The sequence below is a fragment of the Poseidonibacter antarcticus genome (assembly GCF_003667345.1).
Taxonomy (GTDB): Bacteria; Campylobacterota; Campylobacteria; order Campylobacterales; family Arcobacteraceae; genus Poseidonibacter; species Poseidonibacter antarcticus.
Window position 1 is genome coordinate 124738 of the sequence record NZ_RCWF01000007.1, and the last position, 15566, is coordinate 140303.

Below are 15566 nucleotides of genomic sequence, written 5' to 3' on the forward strand. Positions count from 1 at the left end.
AAAACATATGAAGAAAATTTTAATAAGTTCTGCGGTTGCAGTATTGCTATTAACAGGTTGTGGTGAAGATAAAAAAGTTACAACAGAAGTAGCAAAAACTGAAGTTGTAAATACTGAATCTACAGCTAATGTTATTAGCGAAGCTACAAAAGATATTAGTAAAACTGTAACAAAAGCTGCGAGTGAATTAAAAACTACAGTAAGTGATGCAACAAGTAAAGTTGTAGATAACACTACTGCAACGGTGGAAAAAGCAAAAGAAGCTATTGCTACTACTACAATGGAAGAGGCTAAAGATTCTGCAAGTGAAGCTATTTCATCTACAGTAGAAACAGCTAAAAAAGTTGCAAGTGATGCTTCAGAAGTTGTAAATACTAAAGTTACTGGAATCATTGATTCAGTTAAAAAAACAACTGAAGATACAACAACTCAAACAGTTGAAAAAGTAGAAGATACAAAAGCACAGGCAGTTGAAAAAGTTGAAGATGTAAAAAAAACTGAAGCTGTTGCAACAATTGCTGATGCTAAGCCTTCGATTAATGCAAAAGCATTATTTGCAAGTTGTGCTGCGTGTCATGGACAAAATGCTGAAAAACCTGCTTTAGGTAAATCACAAATTATTAAAGGTTGGGATAAAGATAAACTTATCACTGCTTTAAAAGGTTATAAAGACGGTTCATATGGTGGAGTTATGAAAGGCGTGATGAAAGGTCAAGTAGCTACTAAATCAGATGCTGAAATTGATGCATTAGCTGGATTTATTTCTAATTTATAATATATAAAATTTATAAAGAGGGTTTTACCTTCTTTATATAAACTTCTTTTTAGATATAATCTTTGAAAAAACAAGGCTATATTTGAATATCTATCCTCTAGATAAAAACTCATATATTTTCCCAAATCCTAACTTTGCAAATGATAAAGGTCTTTTAGCCTACGGCGGAGATTTAAATCCAAATAGAGTTATGACTGCTTATTTAAATGGTATTTTCCCTTGGTACAATGAATCTGATCCTATTCTTTGGTGGAGTCCTAATCCTAGATTGGTATTAGAACTTGATGAATTTAAAGTTTCAAAAAGTTTAAATAAAACAATAAAAAAGAATATTTTTGAAATTAGATTTGATACAAATTTTGTTAATGTAATGAAAGAATGTAAAAAAATACGAGAAGGCGAAAATAAAAAAGGAACGTGGATTTTACCTGAAGTAATCGAAGCTTATACAAAACTTCATCAAATGGGGCTAGCTCACTCTTTTGAAGCTTACTTTGAAGATGAATTAGTAGGTGGTGGGTATGGAGTTAATATAGGTAATATATTTTGTGGTGAATCAATGTTTGCTAAAAAAAATGATGCTTCAAAGGTTGCCTTGTATTATTTAGTTCAAAGACTTAGAACTAATGGCTTTAAAATGATAGATTGTCAAATCCCTAGTTCACACTTAGAATCCTTAGGTGCTAAAAGAATGAAAAGAGAAAGATTTTTAAAATTAGTTAAAGAATCAAGTCATAATTGTAAACAGTTCTAAAAATATAAAGAATATAAGGGAAAACTTACACTTAACTAACGCTTCTATTCTATACTTCTATACATTCAAACTTAAGGAGTATCAAAAATGAAATTAGGACAAAAATTAGCAATATTAACAATTGCAGCAAGTGTAAGTTTATTTGCAAATGGAATTACAAATGTGACTAGTTTGGTTGACCAAATCAATAAAACAAGTGATATAAAAGCAAAACAAGTTTTAATGAAGAAATTAGATATTGAAATAGCTTCTATTGATCAAAAAGATCTTGCAAAAGCCAAAGAAATCATTGATACAAACCTAAAAAAATAATTTAATCTATTAATTTATATCTTCTGGGAATACAAGTGTAATTTGTGTTCCCTTGCCTAAAGTACTTTCTATATAGATATTAATATTTAAAACTTCACATAACTGTTTTACTATACTCATTCCAATACCTAGACCTGACGTATTCTCTTTATAATATCTTTGAAATACTTTTTTAGTATTTTTTATTCCAATTCCGGTATCTTTGATAATAAGTTGGTTTTTATTTATTACTATATGTACTTGTCCATTTTTTTTATTATATTTACATGCATTTGTTATTAGGTTGTCTATAATTCTATTAATACCATTTTTATTACTTTTAAGAATTAATGAATTTAGTTTTTTTGTAAAATTTATTTTTGGATAGATTTTTTGTAGAACTTCTACTTTCTCGTTGATTATTTCTTCAATGGAAACATTTTCATCTTTATTTATTGTATTTGGACTCATATATTCTAAATTTTTATATAATGATGCAATACTTTTGGCACTTAGTTCTATTCTTTCTATTTCCTCAAAATCACCACGTTTTCTTAGCAATTTTGAATTTAATAAAATAGAAGTTGCAGGGGTATTTAAATCATGGATAATATCCTTTAAAAAATTTTCTAAAAGAAAAAGTGCTTCTCTCATAGGTCTTAATGAATATATTGCAAATCCAATTGAAAGTAAAAAAAGTAATAGTAATATTATAATTGAAAAATTAAATATTTTTATTAGGAATTGATTATAAAGTTTTTCATATTTTGATTTGTCATATATTACTTTTAATAAATATGGAGCAGTAGATATAGTTTGAAAATAAGCACAAAGACCTTCTTTACAGTGATAGATCTTAAATAGTTTTTTTTGTTTATCATCTTCTATAATATCAAGAGAGAATTTCTTTCCTTTAAAATCAAAAGTGTAATCTTTCATTTGATAAAGTATATTCTCTTCAATATCTTTAATTTTATCTTCATGATACATATATAAAACTGTTCCAGAGAGGATTAGTAAAGGTATAAAGAAAAGATACAAAGTTGTAAAAAATGATTTCTTTTCATAATTTTTCAAGTTTGTATCCTATTCCTTTTGTATTTGAAATATTTAAATTCAATATCTTTTTTAGTTTACTAATTAACACACGTAATGCACTATCACTTGGTCTATTCATATAATCAAAAAAAGTTGATTTATTTACAGTCATATTTATATTTTTTATTAAAAGAGCGAAGATTTCTTTTTCTACTAATCCTAAAGATATCTCTACATTATTTTTAAATACTCTATTTTCTAGTAAATCAAAAGTTATATCACCATATTTTAGAATTGGATTTTTTCTTTTTAATATTGCTTTAATTCGTGCTAATAACTCATCTAAATCAAATGGCTTTTTAATATAATCATCACAACCACATTCAAAACCTTTTAAAGTACTTGCTGTGTCTCTAAGCGCTGTGATAAAAAAAGATGGAGTAGTATCTTCTGATTGTCTTAAAAGTTTTAAAGTATCAAAACCATTTAATAAAGGAACATTAATATCAAATAAATAAAGGTCATATTTATTTTTATAAGTATATTCAAGTATTTCTTCACCATCATTTGCTAAAGTAACTTCATAATTCTCTTCTTTTAAAATCTGTAGCATTGTTTGTGCTAATATTTCATCATCTTCTAATAATAGAATTTTTATTTTTTTATTCATTTGATTATGGATTTTGTTTATATATTTTTAGAGGAATTTTTTTCTTTGCTTCTATAATAGCATCTGCTTTTTCTCTAACTTTTTTATTTTCAGAAGCTAGTTTTACTTTTAACTTTTCTATTAATTCTTTTTTTTCCTTTTTATTTGGTGCCTGATTAACTTTTTCTAATAAGGTTTTTACTTCTTTATTTTCTGCAAATAGTATATTTGTAGTAAAAAGTATAGATATTAATATAAGTTTTTTACATATCATTTATAGCTTCTTTTTTTAACATATATTTTTCTAATTTTTCTAATTTTAATTTAACTTTTTCTAAAGGAGAAATTTTATATTTACTAAGATTACATCTATTTTTCTTAGCTTTTTCGTATTGACTTTTATATGAGTTTAGTGCATTATTTATATTTTTGGCAAATATACTTTGTGAATTACTTTCTATTAAAAAAAGTTGGGCTTTAGCTCCAATTACATCTTTTTTAATAAAATATCCTTTATTAAATTCTTCTTTTATATATTTAGTAGCATGATTCATAATTTTAATATATTTATTACAATATTTATATTTAAGAATCTTCTTTCTTACTTTAACTCTATTCGTTTTTATTTTTTTTACTTCTAGTTTTTTTACTTCTATCTTTTTAGGTGTATCTACTTTTATCTCGATTTGTTTTGTTGTTTTATTTTCTTTTTTAGCTACAGTTTTATTAATATTTGTTGAAGCACAACCCGTAATAATAAGCATAAACCCTATTATAAAATATGCTTGTCTTTGACTAAACATCTTGTCCTTTCTTTCCCCTTTATATAAATAATTTAGTGCTATATAATAATAACTAAAAATAATATTTGAGGTCACCATTATATATGAAAAATTATTAAAAACTAAATAAAATGTAAACTTTAACTTTTTATAAAAAATGAATAACCTGCTATAATTAAAATATGATATTAATGAAAATATAAACTTAATAAGGAAAATTATGGCTGGTAATAATGAAAATAACCCACTTCATGGAATAAAATTAGAAATGATTATAAATGAATTAGTGGAAAAGTTTGGTTGGGAAGAATTAGATAGAAGAATTAGAATAAATTGTTTTGCTTGTGATCCTAGTGTAAAATCAAGTTTAAAATTTTTAAGAAAAACACCATGGGCTAGGACTAAAGTTGAAAACTTATATATAAAAACTTTTAAATCATAAGTAATTGTGTAAACTAAAGTATATTATACTAATATACATTTTAAAAAATAAGAGGAATTAATATATTATGATAAAAAAAATAGATACAAATAGTGAAGAGTTTCAAACACAATTAGAACTTACTAAACAATTCACTGATAAAGTTATAGAAAATTTTAAGTTTACATATAATCCAAATGATGAAGTTAATGAATCAATACAAATGGGATTAACTAGAAATAAAATGATATATGGGAAAAGATACTGTCCCTGTTTTATGGTTATTGGTGAATCAAAAGAAGAACAAAAAGCAGCTGATAATCGATTATGTCCATGTAAACCAGCATTAAATAATGAAATTCCACAAACAGGTAGTTGCCACTGTGGAATTTTCTGTACTAATGAATTTGCAAAACAAAGTGCAAAAGAAGAAGAATTACATGATACTATTGCTACTCATTCAAGAGGTTTAACAAAAGAGGAATGTGAAGATTTACTTCTTAAACAAGAAATAAATGCACAAGAATTAGAATCATTGTTAGAAGCAAGAGAGTTAGGTTTTGTAAAATTTAATTTAATAGATACAAGAGAATGGATGGAATGGGTTGGAAGAAGAATCAAAGGAACAGATTATTTAATTCCTACTACATCATTTTATCAAGCCTTAGAAAGAGTTGACAATCAAAAAGATACTCCTGTAGTTGTATATTGCTTGAGTGGAAGTAGATCTGCTTATTGTCAAAGAATAATGCTTGATTTAGGTTTTAAAAGTGTTGCTAACTTAGATTATGGTATTTCAACTTATCAAGGTGAAACTTTAAGTGGAGATGAATAAAGTTTTTTAATGTTAAATGTATCCTTTTAGGATACATTTTCTTTATAATCTTCTGTATATGTTTTTAATAAATGCATAATTGATATGAAAAATGTCACCATTGCAGGTCCTATAATCATTCCCCAAAAACCAAATGTTGAAAGTCCAGCTACAATAGAAAAGAATATTAATATTTCATGTACTTGAGTAGGTGTTTTTACTACTTTTTGATTTATATATTTTATAATAACTGGTTTAGCAAAAGTATCTGCAAATATTGAAATTATTACAATTGAATATATAGCTATTACAATCGCATTAGTAATTGAACCTGTAATTGCTTCATAAATTACTAAAGGTAGCCACATTATAACTCCTCCCACAACAGGAATCAATGATGCAAAACCATATAAAACTCCTAATAATAATCCATCATATTTATAGAATGTTAAAAAGAACCCAAATAAAAATCCTTCAAAGATAGCAGTTATTAAAATAGAATATAAAACTACTGTCATAACATTTGATGATTCATAAAAAAGAGTAATAGAATCCTCTTTATTAATGGGTAATAAATCTTTAACAAAAGTTGATAAACCAGTTGAATATAATGTAAAAAAGAAGTAAAATATTAAAATCAAAACCATATCAATCATAAATCCAGCTGAGTTCTTTCCTAGGTATCCACCAACTGAAAGTGTTTTTTGTGCAACTTCTCCAACATTAATTTTTGCTAGTATTTGATTTAATTGTTCTTTTAAAAATAAGAAATCATCAGATATATTCTCAACCCAAAATTTTATGCTTGAAAAACCTTTAATCAAAGCTTGTTGATCAACATGATTAAAGAAATTTGCAAAAGCAAAGATACAATAAAGTACAGGAATAAAAAATATACCAGCTAAAGTGATACTCATAATAGTTGTAGCTATAAGCTTACTTTTTAATCTATTCTCTAAAAATACTGTTAAAGAATTTGTAGCAACTGCTAAAAGTAAAGCAACAAATATTGCTTTTAAAAATGGATTGAATAACTCTATCATAAAAAATATTGTGATAGCTGCTATAAAAATTAAAAAGTAAACTGGTCTCAAAATAAAGTGCCTTCGTCATCTAATTTCTGACTATTTGGATATGAAAGTCTAAACATTTCATATGTTTTTAATGCTGCTATTCTTCCTCTTGCTGTTCTTTCTATAAAACCATTTGCAAGTAAGTATGGTTCAATTGCATCTTCAATAGTTCCTTCATCTTCACTAAGTGCAGCTGCAATTGTTGAAAGTCCCATAGGTTTACCTTTATTTGATACTAGTAATTCAAGTAGGTTAATATCCATTTCATCAAATCCACTTTCATTTACTCCTAGTTCATCCAAGGCATATTTACATCTTTTTAAATTTATACTATCTTCATTTTCAACTTCTGCAAAGTCTCTTACTCGTCTAAGTAATCGTAGGGCAACTCTTGGTGTTCCTCTGCTTCTTTGCGAAATTTCACGAGCTGCATCATCATTGCAATATTTATTTAATTTACTTGAAGCTATTTGGAGTATTTTTGCTAATTCTTCATGATTATAAAACTGCATTCTAAAATGCATTCCAAATCGTTCACGTAATGGATTTGATAACATTCCAGCTCTTGTAGTTGCACCAATTAGTGTAAACCTTGGTAGATCAATTTTAACAGTTTGAGCAGCAGGTCCTGAACCAATTATAATATCAAGTCTATAATCTTCCATAGCAGGATAAAGTATTTCTTCAACAGCAGGTGATAGTCTATGAATTTCATCAATAAATAAAATATCACCTTCTTCTAAGTTTGTTAAAATTGCGGCTAGATCACCTGATTTTTCAATCATAGGTCCAGCTGTAATTTTGATATTTGTATCCATTTCATTTGAAATTAAATATGAAATAGTAGTTTTTCCAAGTCCTGGAGGTCCATAAAATAAAATATGGTCTAAGGCTTCATTTCTTTTTCTAGAAGCTTCAATAAAAACTTTTAGATTTCTTTTTATTTTTTCTTGACCAATATAATCATCCCAAGAAGAGGGTCTTAAACTTACTTCGTTATTCTCTTCTTCAAAAGATATTGATTCAACTTCTACTATTCTTTCCATATTTAGTATTCTTCATCTTTAGAAGGGAAAGTTTTATCTTGAACGTCATTTCTATATTGATTAACTGCTTCTTTTACAAGTGTTGCACCATCTAAATAGTGTCTTACAAATTTAGGTTTAAAAGCTTCAAAGAAACCTAACATATCAGACCAAACTAGTACTTGACCATCCGTTACATTTCCTGCACCAATTCCAATAATTGGAATATTTACAGCTTTTGTAATTTCCAATGCTGCATCACTCATAACACCTTCTACAACAATTGCAAAAGCACCTGCTTTTTCAACTGCTATGGCATCTTGGATTAATTGAAGAGTATCTTCTTGCGTTTTTCCCCTAACTTTATATCCACCTTCACTTCGTACATATTGTGGCATAAGTCCAATATGTCCCATAACGGCAATTGAATTAGAAGTTAAATGTTTAATAATATTAGCTCTATCTTCTCCACCTTCAATTTTGACAGCACTTGCATTTGTTTCTTGATAAACTTTTACTGCATTTTCTAAAGCTTGTGTTTCATTTATATATGACCCAAAAGGCATATCTAAAATTACAAAGGATTTTGGAGCACCTGTGCATACTGCATTTGTATGATAAATCATTTGATCTAATGTTGCTGAAAGTGTATCAGGCTTTCCTGCAAAACTCATATTTAAACTATCACCAACTAAAATCATATCTGCGATTTCTTCAAAAAGTTTTGAGAATAGGGCATCGTATGCTGTTATCATTGTAATCTTTTTGTTATTCTTAAAATTCTTAATTTTAGATATATTCATTTTTTCAAAATCATTTTTTATTATACTCATTTTATTTATCCCATTTATTAGCGTAATAGATATTTTAGCAAAAAAAACCTTCTAATAAATAAATAAGAGTTTTAATAGTTTCCTAAAGAGAGAATAAACTTGATTTTAGATAATATGTAAACATTAATTAATTAGGATATATTTTAATGAGTAATAATATTGATAAAAAACTTGTAGGTTATATTACTGCTTCTTACCCTGAAAACAATTTTACAGTTGATTTGAGTTTAAGTATGAAAGAAGCAGGTGTTGATACATTAGAGTTGGGAATTCCCTTTTCTGATCCTGTTGCTGATGGACCTGTAATTGAAAAAGCAAATTTACTTGCTTTAAATAATGGTTTTAAATTAAGTGACCTTTTTGAAGTTTCTTCAAAAATAGCACCTCAAATGGATACTTTATGGATGGGTTATATGAATCCATTTTATAAGTATGGAATAGAAAACTTTTTAAAAAAAGCTGAAGAATATGGTATTAGTGGAACTATTATTCCTGATGTTCCTTATGAAATGGCAGAAAATATTTTGCCTTTATATAAAAAATATAATAAAGCTAATATATCATTTGTAGCTCCAACAGATAGTGAAGCTAGAATTAAAGAAATTATTAGTGATAGTCAAAAATTTATTTATATGGTGGCTTATGCAGGAATCACAGGAAGTGGTCAAAGTGAAGATTTGAGTACAATAATCTCAAATGTAAGAAAATATACAAAAACTCCTTTATACATTGGTTTTGGTGTTGATGCAAAAACATGTAAAGAAAAATCGCAAGGTGTTGATGGTGTAATTGTTGGTAGTGCTTTTGTAAAACATATAATTGATGATTCATTATCTTACAATGAAAAAATCACAAAAATTTCTGCAATTGCAAAAGAAATAAAAGAAAAAATAAACGAATAATTATGCATATTTTAAATAAAGATATTGAATTTATTGAAGAACAAAGAGCTTGTTCTTATTTTGAAAATAAAATATCTGATATTAGATATAAATATATGTATGCTTGTTCTCCAAATTCTTATCAAACTATGCTTGAACGAGGTTGGAGAAGATTTGGAAGAATGCATTTTGTACCTGAGTGTAAATTTTGTACAAAATGTGTTTCTATGAGAATTGATGTTAAAAATTATAAATTCTCAAAATCAGAAAATAGGGTAATAAATAAGAATAAAGATACAAAACTTTATATAAGACCTCCTTCTATGACTATGGAACATTTAGATTTATATGATAAATATCATGAGTTTATGAATAGAAAAAAAGATTGGCCGTATTCTCCTATTGAACCTGATGAATATTCAAAATCTTACGTTGAATCAAGTGAAAGCTATGCAAAAGAATTTTTATATATGAGAGATGATAAATTAATAGCTGTTGCACTTGTGGATATTTTACCAAATGCAATTTCTTCTATTTATTGTTATTATGATCATGATTATGCAGATTTATCTTTGGGAAAATTCTCAATATTAGCCCAAATAAAAATTGCAAAAGAGATGAATATACCTTATATATATTTAGGATATTGGATTAAAGATCATTTTTCTATGGGATATAAAGAAGCTTATACTCCTTTTGAAGTATTAACTAATAGACCAAACTTAGAAGAAGAAACAATTTGGAAAAAATATGAATTATAATATAATAGTAATTATAAGTGTTATTATTTGTGCTATAATTTCTTTGTTACTTAGTTATTATGGTGTATTATTATTTCTAGATGAAAATAGCAGTCTTTTTAAAATAGCACAATTAATCGTAGCAATAGTGTCTATGACAACATTCTATGCTCCTATAAAGTATTTATTATTAAAATATATGGACATTGATTTAAGTGAAAGTGAGAATATAAATGATTAAATATTTATTTCCTTTTTTGTTTTTTATAACAATAGCAAATGCAGAAAATATAAATACAAATAGTGAAAAATTAATTAATAATGAGGAATCTACAAAAAATATAGATGAAATTAATATTGAACCATCAGTTGATTGTTTAATTTTAGAAGATGAGAATTCTATTATTTGTAAATTTGAAACAAATAGAGTGCATGAAAATGAATCTATAATTGTTCAATGGATTGATCCTGAAGGTAAAATATCTAGAAGTAGAAATATGCTTGTACCTGTTGGTAATGCTTCAATTTATGATTATAGATATATTAAAGGTAGAGCTCTTGGTGAATGGACTTTTAAAGTTATAGAAAAAGACAAAGAGTATTCAACAAAATTTCAATTAAAGTAATTAATTGTATAAGATAAAATCTTATACAATTAACTTCATAATATTATATGCAACAAATGATAACACCCAAGCTGTTGTAGTAGTAAATACAAATAAATAAGCTAAATATTTCCATCCTCCAGCTTCTCTTGCAAATACCATTGATGCAGCTAAACAAGGTAAATAAATCATTACAAATACAATAAATGATACAGCTGATGCAAAAGGAATATTATTTCTTATTTTTTCAATTAATCCTTTTGAATTTTCATCATTGTCTTCTCCTAAACCATATAAAATACCTAATGTAGAAATTACAATTTCTTTTGCAGCTAGCCCTGTTTCAAGTGCAACTGTCATTTTCCAATCATAGCCTAAAGGTGCAAAAAATGGTTCTGAAAATTTACCAATTTTTCCTAAGTATGAATTTTCTAAATTATATAAAGCTAATTTATCAGCTAAATAATTTTGTTCTTCTTCACTTGAAGCTTGTTCAATTTTTAAAGAATATTGATCTTCAACAAAAGAGTGTTTTGGATAATTAGATGCAAACCAAATTAATAATGAAGCTGCTAAAATGTATGTACCTGCTTTTTTCAAGTACATATAAGCTTGATTTGAAACTGTATGCCAGATTAATTTACTTGATGGCATTCTATATTTAGGCATTTCCATTACAAAAGGTTCATCTTCACTTTTAAATACTACAATTTTTAATACTTTTGCGGCAATTAACCCTAACATTGCTCCTGAGATATAAATTAAAAATATTATATTCCCTGCATTTTCAGGTGAAAAGAAAGCACCTGTAAATAAAACGTAAATAGGTAATCTAGCACCACAAGACATAAAACCAATAATAAATAAAGTAAGTAATCTATCTTTTTCATTTTTAAGTGTTCTAGCTGCCATATAAGCTGGAACAGAACATCCAAAACCTGTAACTAAAGGAATAAATGATTTCCCATGTAATCCAAACTTATGAAAAAAACCATCAAGTAAAAAAGCAACTCTACTCATATAACCTGTAGTTTCAAGTAAAGCAATACCAAAAAATAAAATTACAATATTAGGTACAAATAAAACTACTGCACCAACACCTGCAATTGCTCCATCTGCTATAATAGAAGAGATTTCATTATCTCCTAATATATGTTTTGTAGAATCAATTAAACTTGAAAAAAATGAATCTATCATATCCATTGGAATATTTCCAAGAACAAATGTTAATTGAAATATTCCCCACATTAAAAATAAAAAAATTGGAATACCAAGTATTTTATGAATCAAAATAGCATCAATCTTTTCTGTAAGAGTTTTTGCAGTTGAAATTCTTTGTTTAACAGTTTCTGTTACAGCACCTTTTGCAAAAGCAAATTTTTCATCATTAAAAATATCTTCTATATTTTTTGTATTATAATGAAGATACATATGTTCAAAAGAATTGCTTAGAATAGGTTGTAGGTTAATCCAAATTGGTTCATTATGAAGTATTTTGTATGTTTGCTTATCTTCTTTTAGAAGTTTAATTGCTAGTTCTCTATAACTTACATGAGTTTTAAATCCCATTTCTTTAAATAAATCTGAAATGTTTTCTATTTCTTCTTCGATTACATCAGAAAAAATAAGTTTTGAAGGAAGTTTTTCATCTTCAAATTTATTAACGATTTCTTCTAATAATTGGGCAATACCTATATTTTTTGCTGCACTAGTTTTTAAACAAGGTTTTCCAAGAATCTTACTTAATTGTTTTTCATCAATTTGTATTGATTCTTTTTTCGCTTCATCTATCATATTTAATGCAATTATCATTTTTTTATCTAAAGCTAGTAATTCAGATGTTAAAAATAAATTTCTTTCTAAATTAGTTGAATCTAAAACATTTAAAATAATATCATAAGGAGAGTTATCTAAAAATTCTTTTGTAACTTTTTCTTCTAAAGTATAGTCATTTAATGAATAGGCACCAGGTAAATCAGTGATTTCAATCCTATAACCTTTATAGTCTAAAAAAACTTCTTCTTTTGTTACAGTAACTCCTGAAAAATTACCAACTCTTAACCTTGCATTTGAAATTGAATTAATAAGCATTGATTTACCAACATTTGGTTGACCAACTAATGCAACTTTTATAATCTTATTATTCATCTTCTAACTCAATTTTTGAAGCTTCTGATAGTCTTACGGCAATTTTTGTAGTATTTATCTTAACTTCCATAGTACTTCTTGCTAAAGTAACTTCTTCAACAAAAATTTTAGCACCTTTAATTAGACCAAAAGAATAGAATCTATTCTTCAACATTCTATCACAATGAATATCTTTAATTATCCCTGAATCACCGATATTTAACCTGTCTAGAGTCATTTTATACCTTTATAAAATTAATAATAATTATTATAACAAAATAATAATTACTTATACTTAATTAATATTGGCTAATAGTTGTTTTTTAAAAAAACTTTAGCTATACTATTTTAAATTAGATAATTATAACGAGGCATATTTTATGATGAATAATGAAGAAGTAATAGAAGAATTAAAAAAGATTGTAAAACAAAAAGGTCTTAAATATACAGAACAACGTGAAATAGTTTTAAACATTTTAATTCATGCAAAAGATCACTTAACAGCAGAAGAAGTTTATAACGAAATAAAATCAAAATATTGTGATTCTAATATTGGAATTGCTACAGTTTACAGAGCACTTAGTTTTCTAGAAGAAGTTGATTTAATCACTTCAATAAACTTTGGAACAGACGGCAAAAAATATGAGAGCAATGCAAAATCTCATCATGATCATTTAATATGTACAAAATGTGGGAAAATAATTGAGTTTTTAGATGATGAAATTGAAAAAAGACAAGAAAGAATAGCTAAAAAGAATAAATTTAAAATTACAAGTCACTCTATGCAATTATATGGATTATGTGAGAATTGTCAGTAATATATTAAGAGTTTCCTCTTAATATACACTATTTTTTATAGAATATCAGATTTTATATCTTCAGCCCAAGCTTTTATTCTATCATCGGTTAAATCATCTTGATTATCTTCATCAATAACTAATCCAACAAATTTACCATCTACTTCAGCTTTTGAATCATCATATTCATAACCATCAATTGATGTAGAACCAACTATTGTAGCACCAGTTGTACTTACGTGTTCATAAATAAGACCTAAGGCATTACAAAAATCATCAGGATAACCATCTTGATCTCCTAATCCAAAAAGTGCTACAGTTTTATCATCTAGATTAATTGCGTTAAATGCATCCCAAACTTCATCCCAGTCATCATTTAACTCACCTTCACCCCAAGTTGAACCACCTAGAATTACTTTATCATATTCATTAATTTTATTAATATCTGTATCACTTAAATCAAAAACTTCAATTCCTCCAAGTTCATTTGCAATTTTCTCTGCAATCTCTTCTGAATTTCCTGTGCTACTTGCATAAAATAAGGCTGTTGCCATGTTTGTCTCCTAAATATTTTTTCTTATAATTGACCTTAATGAATAAGGTATTGCTTTTATTTGATATGTTTTATATTTTAACTCATCTACATAGACAGGAATATGTCTAGTAAAATCATTATCTTTTGGATATATTAAATATACTTGATTAAATTCTCCTTCTTTAATGACATTTATTGCATGATTAACTTCATTTTCTATATTTGGATCTTTTTTTTGAATATTTTTCCACGATGTATATATTTTTAGTGCACATACATCTTTTTGTTTAATAGAAATTGAATTACCTAAATCTAAAACCTCTTTATCTTTATGTAAGTTTTTTAACTTTTGTAATACAAATTCATGAAACAATAAATGCTTATCTATTAATAATTGCATTTTATTATTTATAAAACAGTGAGATATTAATTTTGCTGCTGGCAATAAATTTTTACTATTTACAATTACCTGATTATTTAATTTTGGGTTATGATAGTTATTTATAATTTTAGTTGAATTTACACATAAATTAAATTTCTTATTTTTATTAAATACATGAAGTTTATGTTCTGGTAATAAACTTCTAATCTTTGAATTAAATGCATTCTTTAAAGGAACTTTTACTAAATTTTTTTGTTCATATTTATTAAAATGACATACTGAATTTAATACAAAATTACAAAGATGTAAAAATAATTGTCTTAATTTTAACTCTGAATCAAAAGTGTCAAAACCATTAGGTAAAAGTTCTTTATTTCCATCAAATCCTACAAAGTTAATAAAATTCATTATTTCTTTCCTTGACAGTTTGCATAACATTGTTCACAATCTTTGATTCCCATAATTTTTACATATTCATCATATACACATGAAACTGATCTTTTTGCACAAACAAAAGGAATATTTCTTTTTTTAGCTTCATTTTTGTATTTAAGCATTGTATTGTGATTTAAAAATGAAGTTAGCATTAAAATACAATCTGTATCTAAAGGAACTTTCTTTTTTGGAGCTGAAGATTTCTTTCTAGCATCCCAATGATTAATGGTTTTTGCACCAAGACCTTCTAACATTGTTGAAATATGTGAAATTTTATCTCCACCTATGATTAAAATACTCATTTTATCTTTCCCACAAACAAGTGCAACCCGTAGGTTTTATTAAGTCTTTTCTATTTCCAATTTTAAAGTCATTCATTTTTTAATCCTTGTATTGATAATCGTTATTAGAATTATATAGAATAAAACTTAAATTACTATTAATATTGATAGTAATTATCAATAATATTTAAGACATAAAAAAAGGGAAAAGACAAATGCCTCTTCCCTTCATATTAATATTATAAAAAACTATTAAAAAGTATAAGCTAAAGTAGCAGAGTATTCTTTATAATCAGAAGCAGAAGAACCTTCTAAATCATAATCAACA

The 15566-nt window shown here is 26.2% G+C and carries 22 protein-coding genes; 10 read left to right on the forward strand and 12 right to left on the reverse strand.

What is annotated here, in order from left to right:
• Positions 1-7: 7 nt before the first annotated feature.
• The 3 genes from D9T19_RS14775 to D9T19_RS09945 all read left to right on the forward strand — a co-directional run bounded on the left by D9T19_RS14775 (position 8) and on the right by D9T19_RS09945 (position 1841).
• Positions 8-775, forward strand: coding sequence for a c-type cytochrome (locus D9T19_RS14775; RefSeq protein ID WP_121628082.1), 768 nt, complete (start codon positions 8-10; stop codon positions 773-775).
• Between the two features lie 82 nt (positions 776-857).
• Positions 858-1529 carry a leucyl/phenylalanyl-tRNA--protein transferase gene (gene aat / locus D9T19_RS09940; protein ID WP_121628083.1) on the forward strand — a complete coding sequence of 224 codons (672 nt, stop codon included), beginning with the start codon at positions 858-860 and terminating at the stop codon, positions 1527-1529.
• Between the two features lie 87 nt (positions 1530-1616).
• Complete coding sequence (locus D9T19_RS09945; protein WP_121628084.1) at positions 1617-1841, forward strand: restriction endonuclease; 225 nt, start codon at positions 1617-1619, stop codon at positions 1839-1841.
• A gap of 9 nt (positions 1842-1850) precedes the next feature.
• Here D9T19_RS09945 and D9T19_RS09950 read toward each other — a convergent pair whose 3' ends face one another.
• The 4 genes from D9T19_RS09950 to D9T19_RS09965 are packed head-to-tail and all read right to left on the reverse strand — an operon-like array spanning position 1851 to position 4310.
• Positions 1851-2897, reverse strand: coding sequence for a sensor histidine kinase (locus D9T19_RS09950; RefSeq protein ID WP_121628085.1), 1047 nt, complete (start codon positions 2895-2897; stop codon positions 1851-1853).
• Positions 2884-3528, reverse strand: coding sequence for a response regulator transcription factor (locus tag D9T19_RS09955; RefSeq protein ID WP_121628086.1), 645 nt, complete (start codon positions 3526-3528; stop codon positions 2884-2886). The genes D9T19_RS09950 and D9T19_RS09955 overlap by 14 nt, the downstream gene beginning before the upstream one ends.
• Before the next feature lie 4 nt (positions 3529-3532).
• Positions 3533-3781, reverse strand: coding sequence for a hypothetical protein (locus D9T19_RS09960; RefSeq protein WP_121628087.1), 249 nt, complete (start codon positions 3779-3781; stop codon positions 3533-3535).
• Entirely contained in the window at positions 3771-4310 is a 540-nt protein-coding gene (locus D9T19_RS09965; RefSeq protein WP_121628088.1) for a hypothetical protein, read from the reverse strand. The genes D9T19_RS09960 and D9T19_RS09965 overlap by 11 nt, the downstream gene beginning before the upstream one ends.
• 199 nt (positions 4311-4509) lie before the next feature.
• Here D9T19_RS09965 and D9T19_RS09970 point away from each other — a divergent pair, with 199 nt between their 5' ends.
• Both D9T19_RS09970 and D9T19_RS09975 read left to right on the forward strand, forming a co-directional pair.
• On the forward strand, positions 4510-4731 hold the full coding sequence (locus tag D9T19_RS09970) for a VF530 family protein (RefSeq protein ID WP_121628089.1): 222 nt from the start codon (positions 4510-4512) through the stop codon (positions 4729-4731).
• A 67-nt stretch (positions 4732-4798) separates the two neighbouring features.
• The gene (locus D9T19_RS09975) at positions 4799-5545 is read left to right on the forward strand and encodes a ferredoxin-thioredoxin reductase catalytic domain-containing protein (RefSeq protein WP_121628090.1); all 747 of its coding nucleotides are present in this window, start codon (positions 4799-4801) and stop codon (positions 5543-5545) included.
• A gap of 26 nt (positions 5546-5571) precedes the next feature.
• Here D9T19_RS09975 and D9T19_RS09980 read toward each other — a convergent pair whose 3' ends face one another.
• The 3 genes from D9T19_RS09980 to panB are packed head-to-tail and all read right to left on the reverse strand — an operon-like array spanning position 5572 to position 8455.
• Entirely contained in the window at positions 5572-6618 is a 1047-nt protein-coding gene (locus D9T19_RS09980; protein WP_121628091.1) for an AI-2E family transporter, read from the reverse strand.
• Positions 6615-7643: a Holliday junction branch migration DNA helicase RuvB gene (ruvB, locus tag D9T19_RS09985; RefSeq protein WP_121628092.1), complete on the reverse strand. Its 1029-nt coding sequence runs from the start codon at positions 7641-7643 to the stop codon at positions 6615-6617. The genes D9T19_RS09980 and ruvB overlap by 4 nt, the downstream gene beginning before the upstream one ends.
• A gap of 2 nt (positions 7644-7645) precedes the next feature.
• The gene (panB, locus tag D9T19_RS09990) at positions 7646-8455 is read right to left on the reverse strand and encodes a 3-methyl-2-oxobutanoate hydroxymethyltransferase (RefSeq protein ID WP_121628093.1); all 810 of its coding nucleotides are present in this window, start codon (positions 8453-8455) and stop codon (positions 7646-7648) included.
• Between the two features lie 146 nt (positions 8456-8601).
• Between panB and trpA the strand changes: the two genes are divergently transcribed.
• The 4 genes from trpA to D9T19_RS10010 are packed head-to-tail and all read left to right on the forward strand — an operon-like array spanning position 8602 to position 10702.
• Positions 8602-9357, forward strand: a complete 756-nt coding sequence (gene trpA, locus D9T19_RS09995; RefSeq protein ID WP_121628094.1) for a tryptophan synthase subunit alpha — start codon at positions 8602-8604, stop codon at positions 9355-9357.
• 2 nt (positions 9358-9359) lie between these two features.
• On the forward strand, positions 9360-10097 hold the full coding sequence (locus D9T19_RS10000; RefSeq protein ID WP_121628095.1) for an arginyltransferase: 738 nt from the start codon (positions 9360-9362) through the stop codon (positions 10095-10097).
• Positions 10087-10317, forward strand: a complete 231-nt coding sequence (locus D9T19_RS10005; protein WP_121628096.1) for a hypothetical protein — start codon at positions 10087-10089, stop codon at positions 10315-10317. The genes D9T19_RS10000 and D9T19_RS10005 overlap by 11 nt, the downstream gene beginning before the upstream one ends.
• The gene (locus D9T19_RS10010) at positions 10310-10702 is read left to right on the forward strand and encodes a hypothetical protein (RefSeq protein ID WP_121628097.1); all 393 of its coding nucleotides are present in this window, start codon (positions 10310-10312) and stop codon (positions 10700-10702) included. The genes D9T19_RS10005 and D9T19_RS10010 overlap by 8 nt, the downstream gene beginning before the upstream one ends.
• Before the next feature lie 21 nt (positions 10703-10723).
• On the opposite strand, the gene feoB is transcribed toward D9T19_RS10010, so the two are convergent.
• Together feoB and D9T19_RS10020 are read right to left on the reverse strand one after the other, a co-directional pair.
• Positions 10724-12829 carry a ferrous iron transport protein B gene (gene feoB / locus D9T19_RS10015; protein WP_121628098.1) on the reverse strand — a complete coding sequence of 702 codons (2106 nt, stop codon included), beginning with the start codon at positions 12827-12829 and terminating at the stop codon, positions 10724-10726.
• Positions 12822-13046, reverse strand: a complete 225-nt coding sequence (locus D9T19_RS10020; protein ID WP_121628099.1) for a FeoA family protein — start codon at positions 13044-13046, stop codon at positions 12822-12824. Before D9T19_RS10020 ends, feoB begins: the two co-directional genes overlap by 8 nt.
• A gap of 142 nt (positions 13047-13188) precedes the next feature.
• On the opposite strand from D9T19_RS10020, the gene D9T19_RS10025 reads away from it, so the two are divergent.
• Entirely contained in the window at positions 13189-13626 is a 438-nt protein-coding gene (locus D9T19_RS10025) for a Fur family transcriptional regulator (RefSeq protein ID WP_121628100.1), read from the forward strand.
• Between the two features lie 35 nt (positions 13627-13661).
• Here D9T19_RS10025 and D9T19_RS10030 read toward each other — a convergent pair whose 3' ends face one another.
• Genes D9T19_RS10030 through D9T19_RS10040 form a run of 3 tightly spaced genes read right to left on the reverse strand, consistent with a single transcriptional unit; the run spans position 13662 to position 15259 of the window.
• Positions 13662-14159 (reverse strand): flavodoxin, encoded by a 498-nt coding sequence (locus D9T19_RS10030; protein ID WP_121628101.1) that lies wholly within the window; start codon positions 14157-14159, stop codon positions 13662-13664.
• Between the two features lie 9 nt (positions 14160-14168).
• On the reverse strand, positions 14169-14930 hold the full coding sequence (locus D9T19_RS10035; RefSeq protein WP_121628102.1) for a hypothetical protein: 762 nt from the start codon (positions 14928-14930) through the stop codon (positions 14169-14171).
• Positions 14930-15259 (reverse strand): DUF2325 domain-containing protein, encoded by a 330-nt coding sequence (locus tag D9T19_RS10040; RefSeq protein WP_121628103.1) that lies wholly within the window; start codon positions 15257-15259, stop codon positions 14930-14932. The genes D9T19_RS10035 and D9T19_RS10040 overlap by 1 nt, the downstream gene beginning before the upstream one ends.
• Positions 15260-15566 lie beyond the last annotated feature (307 nt).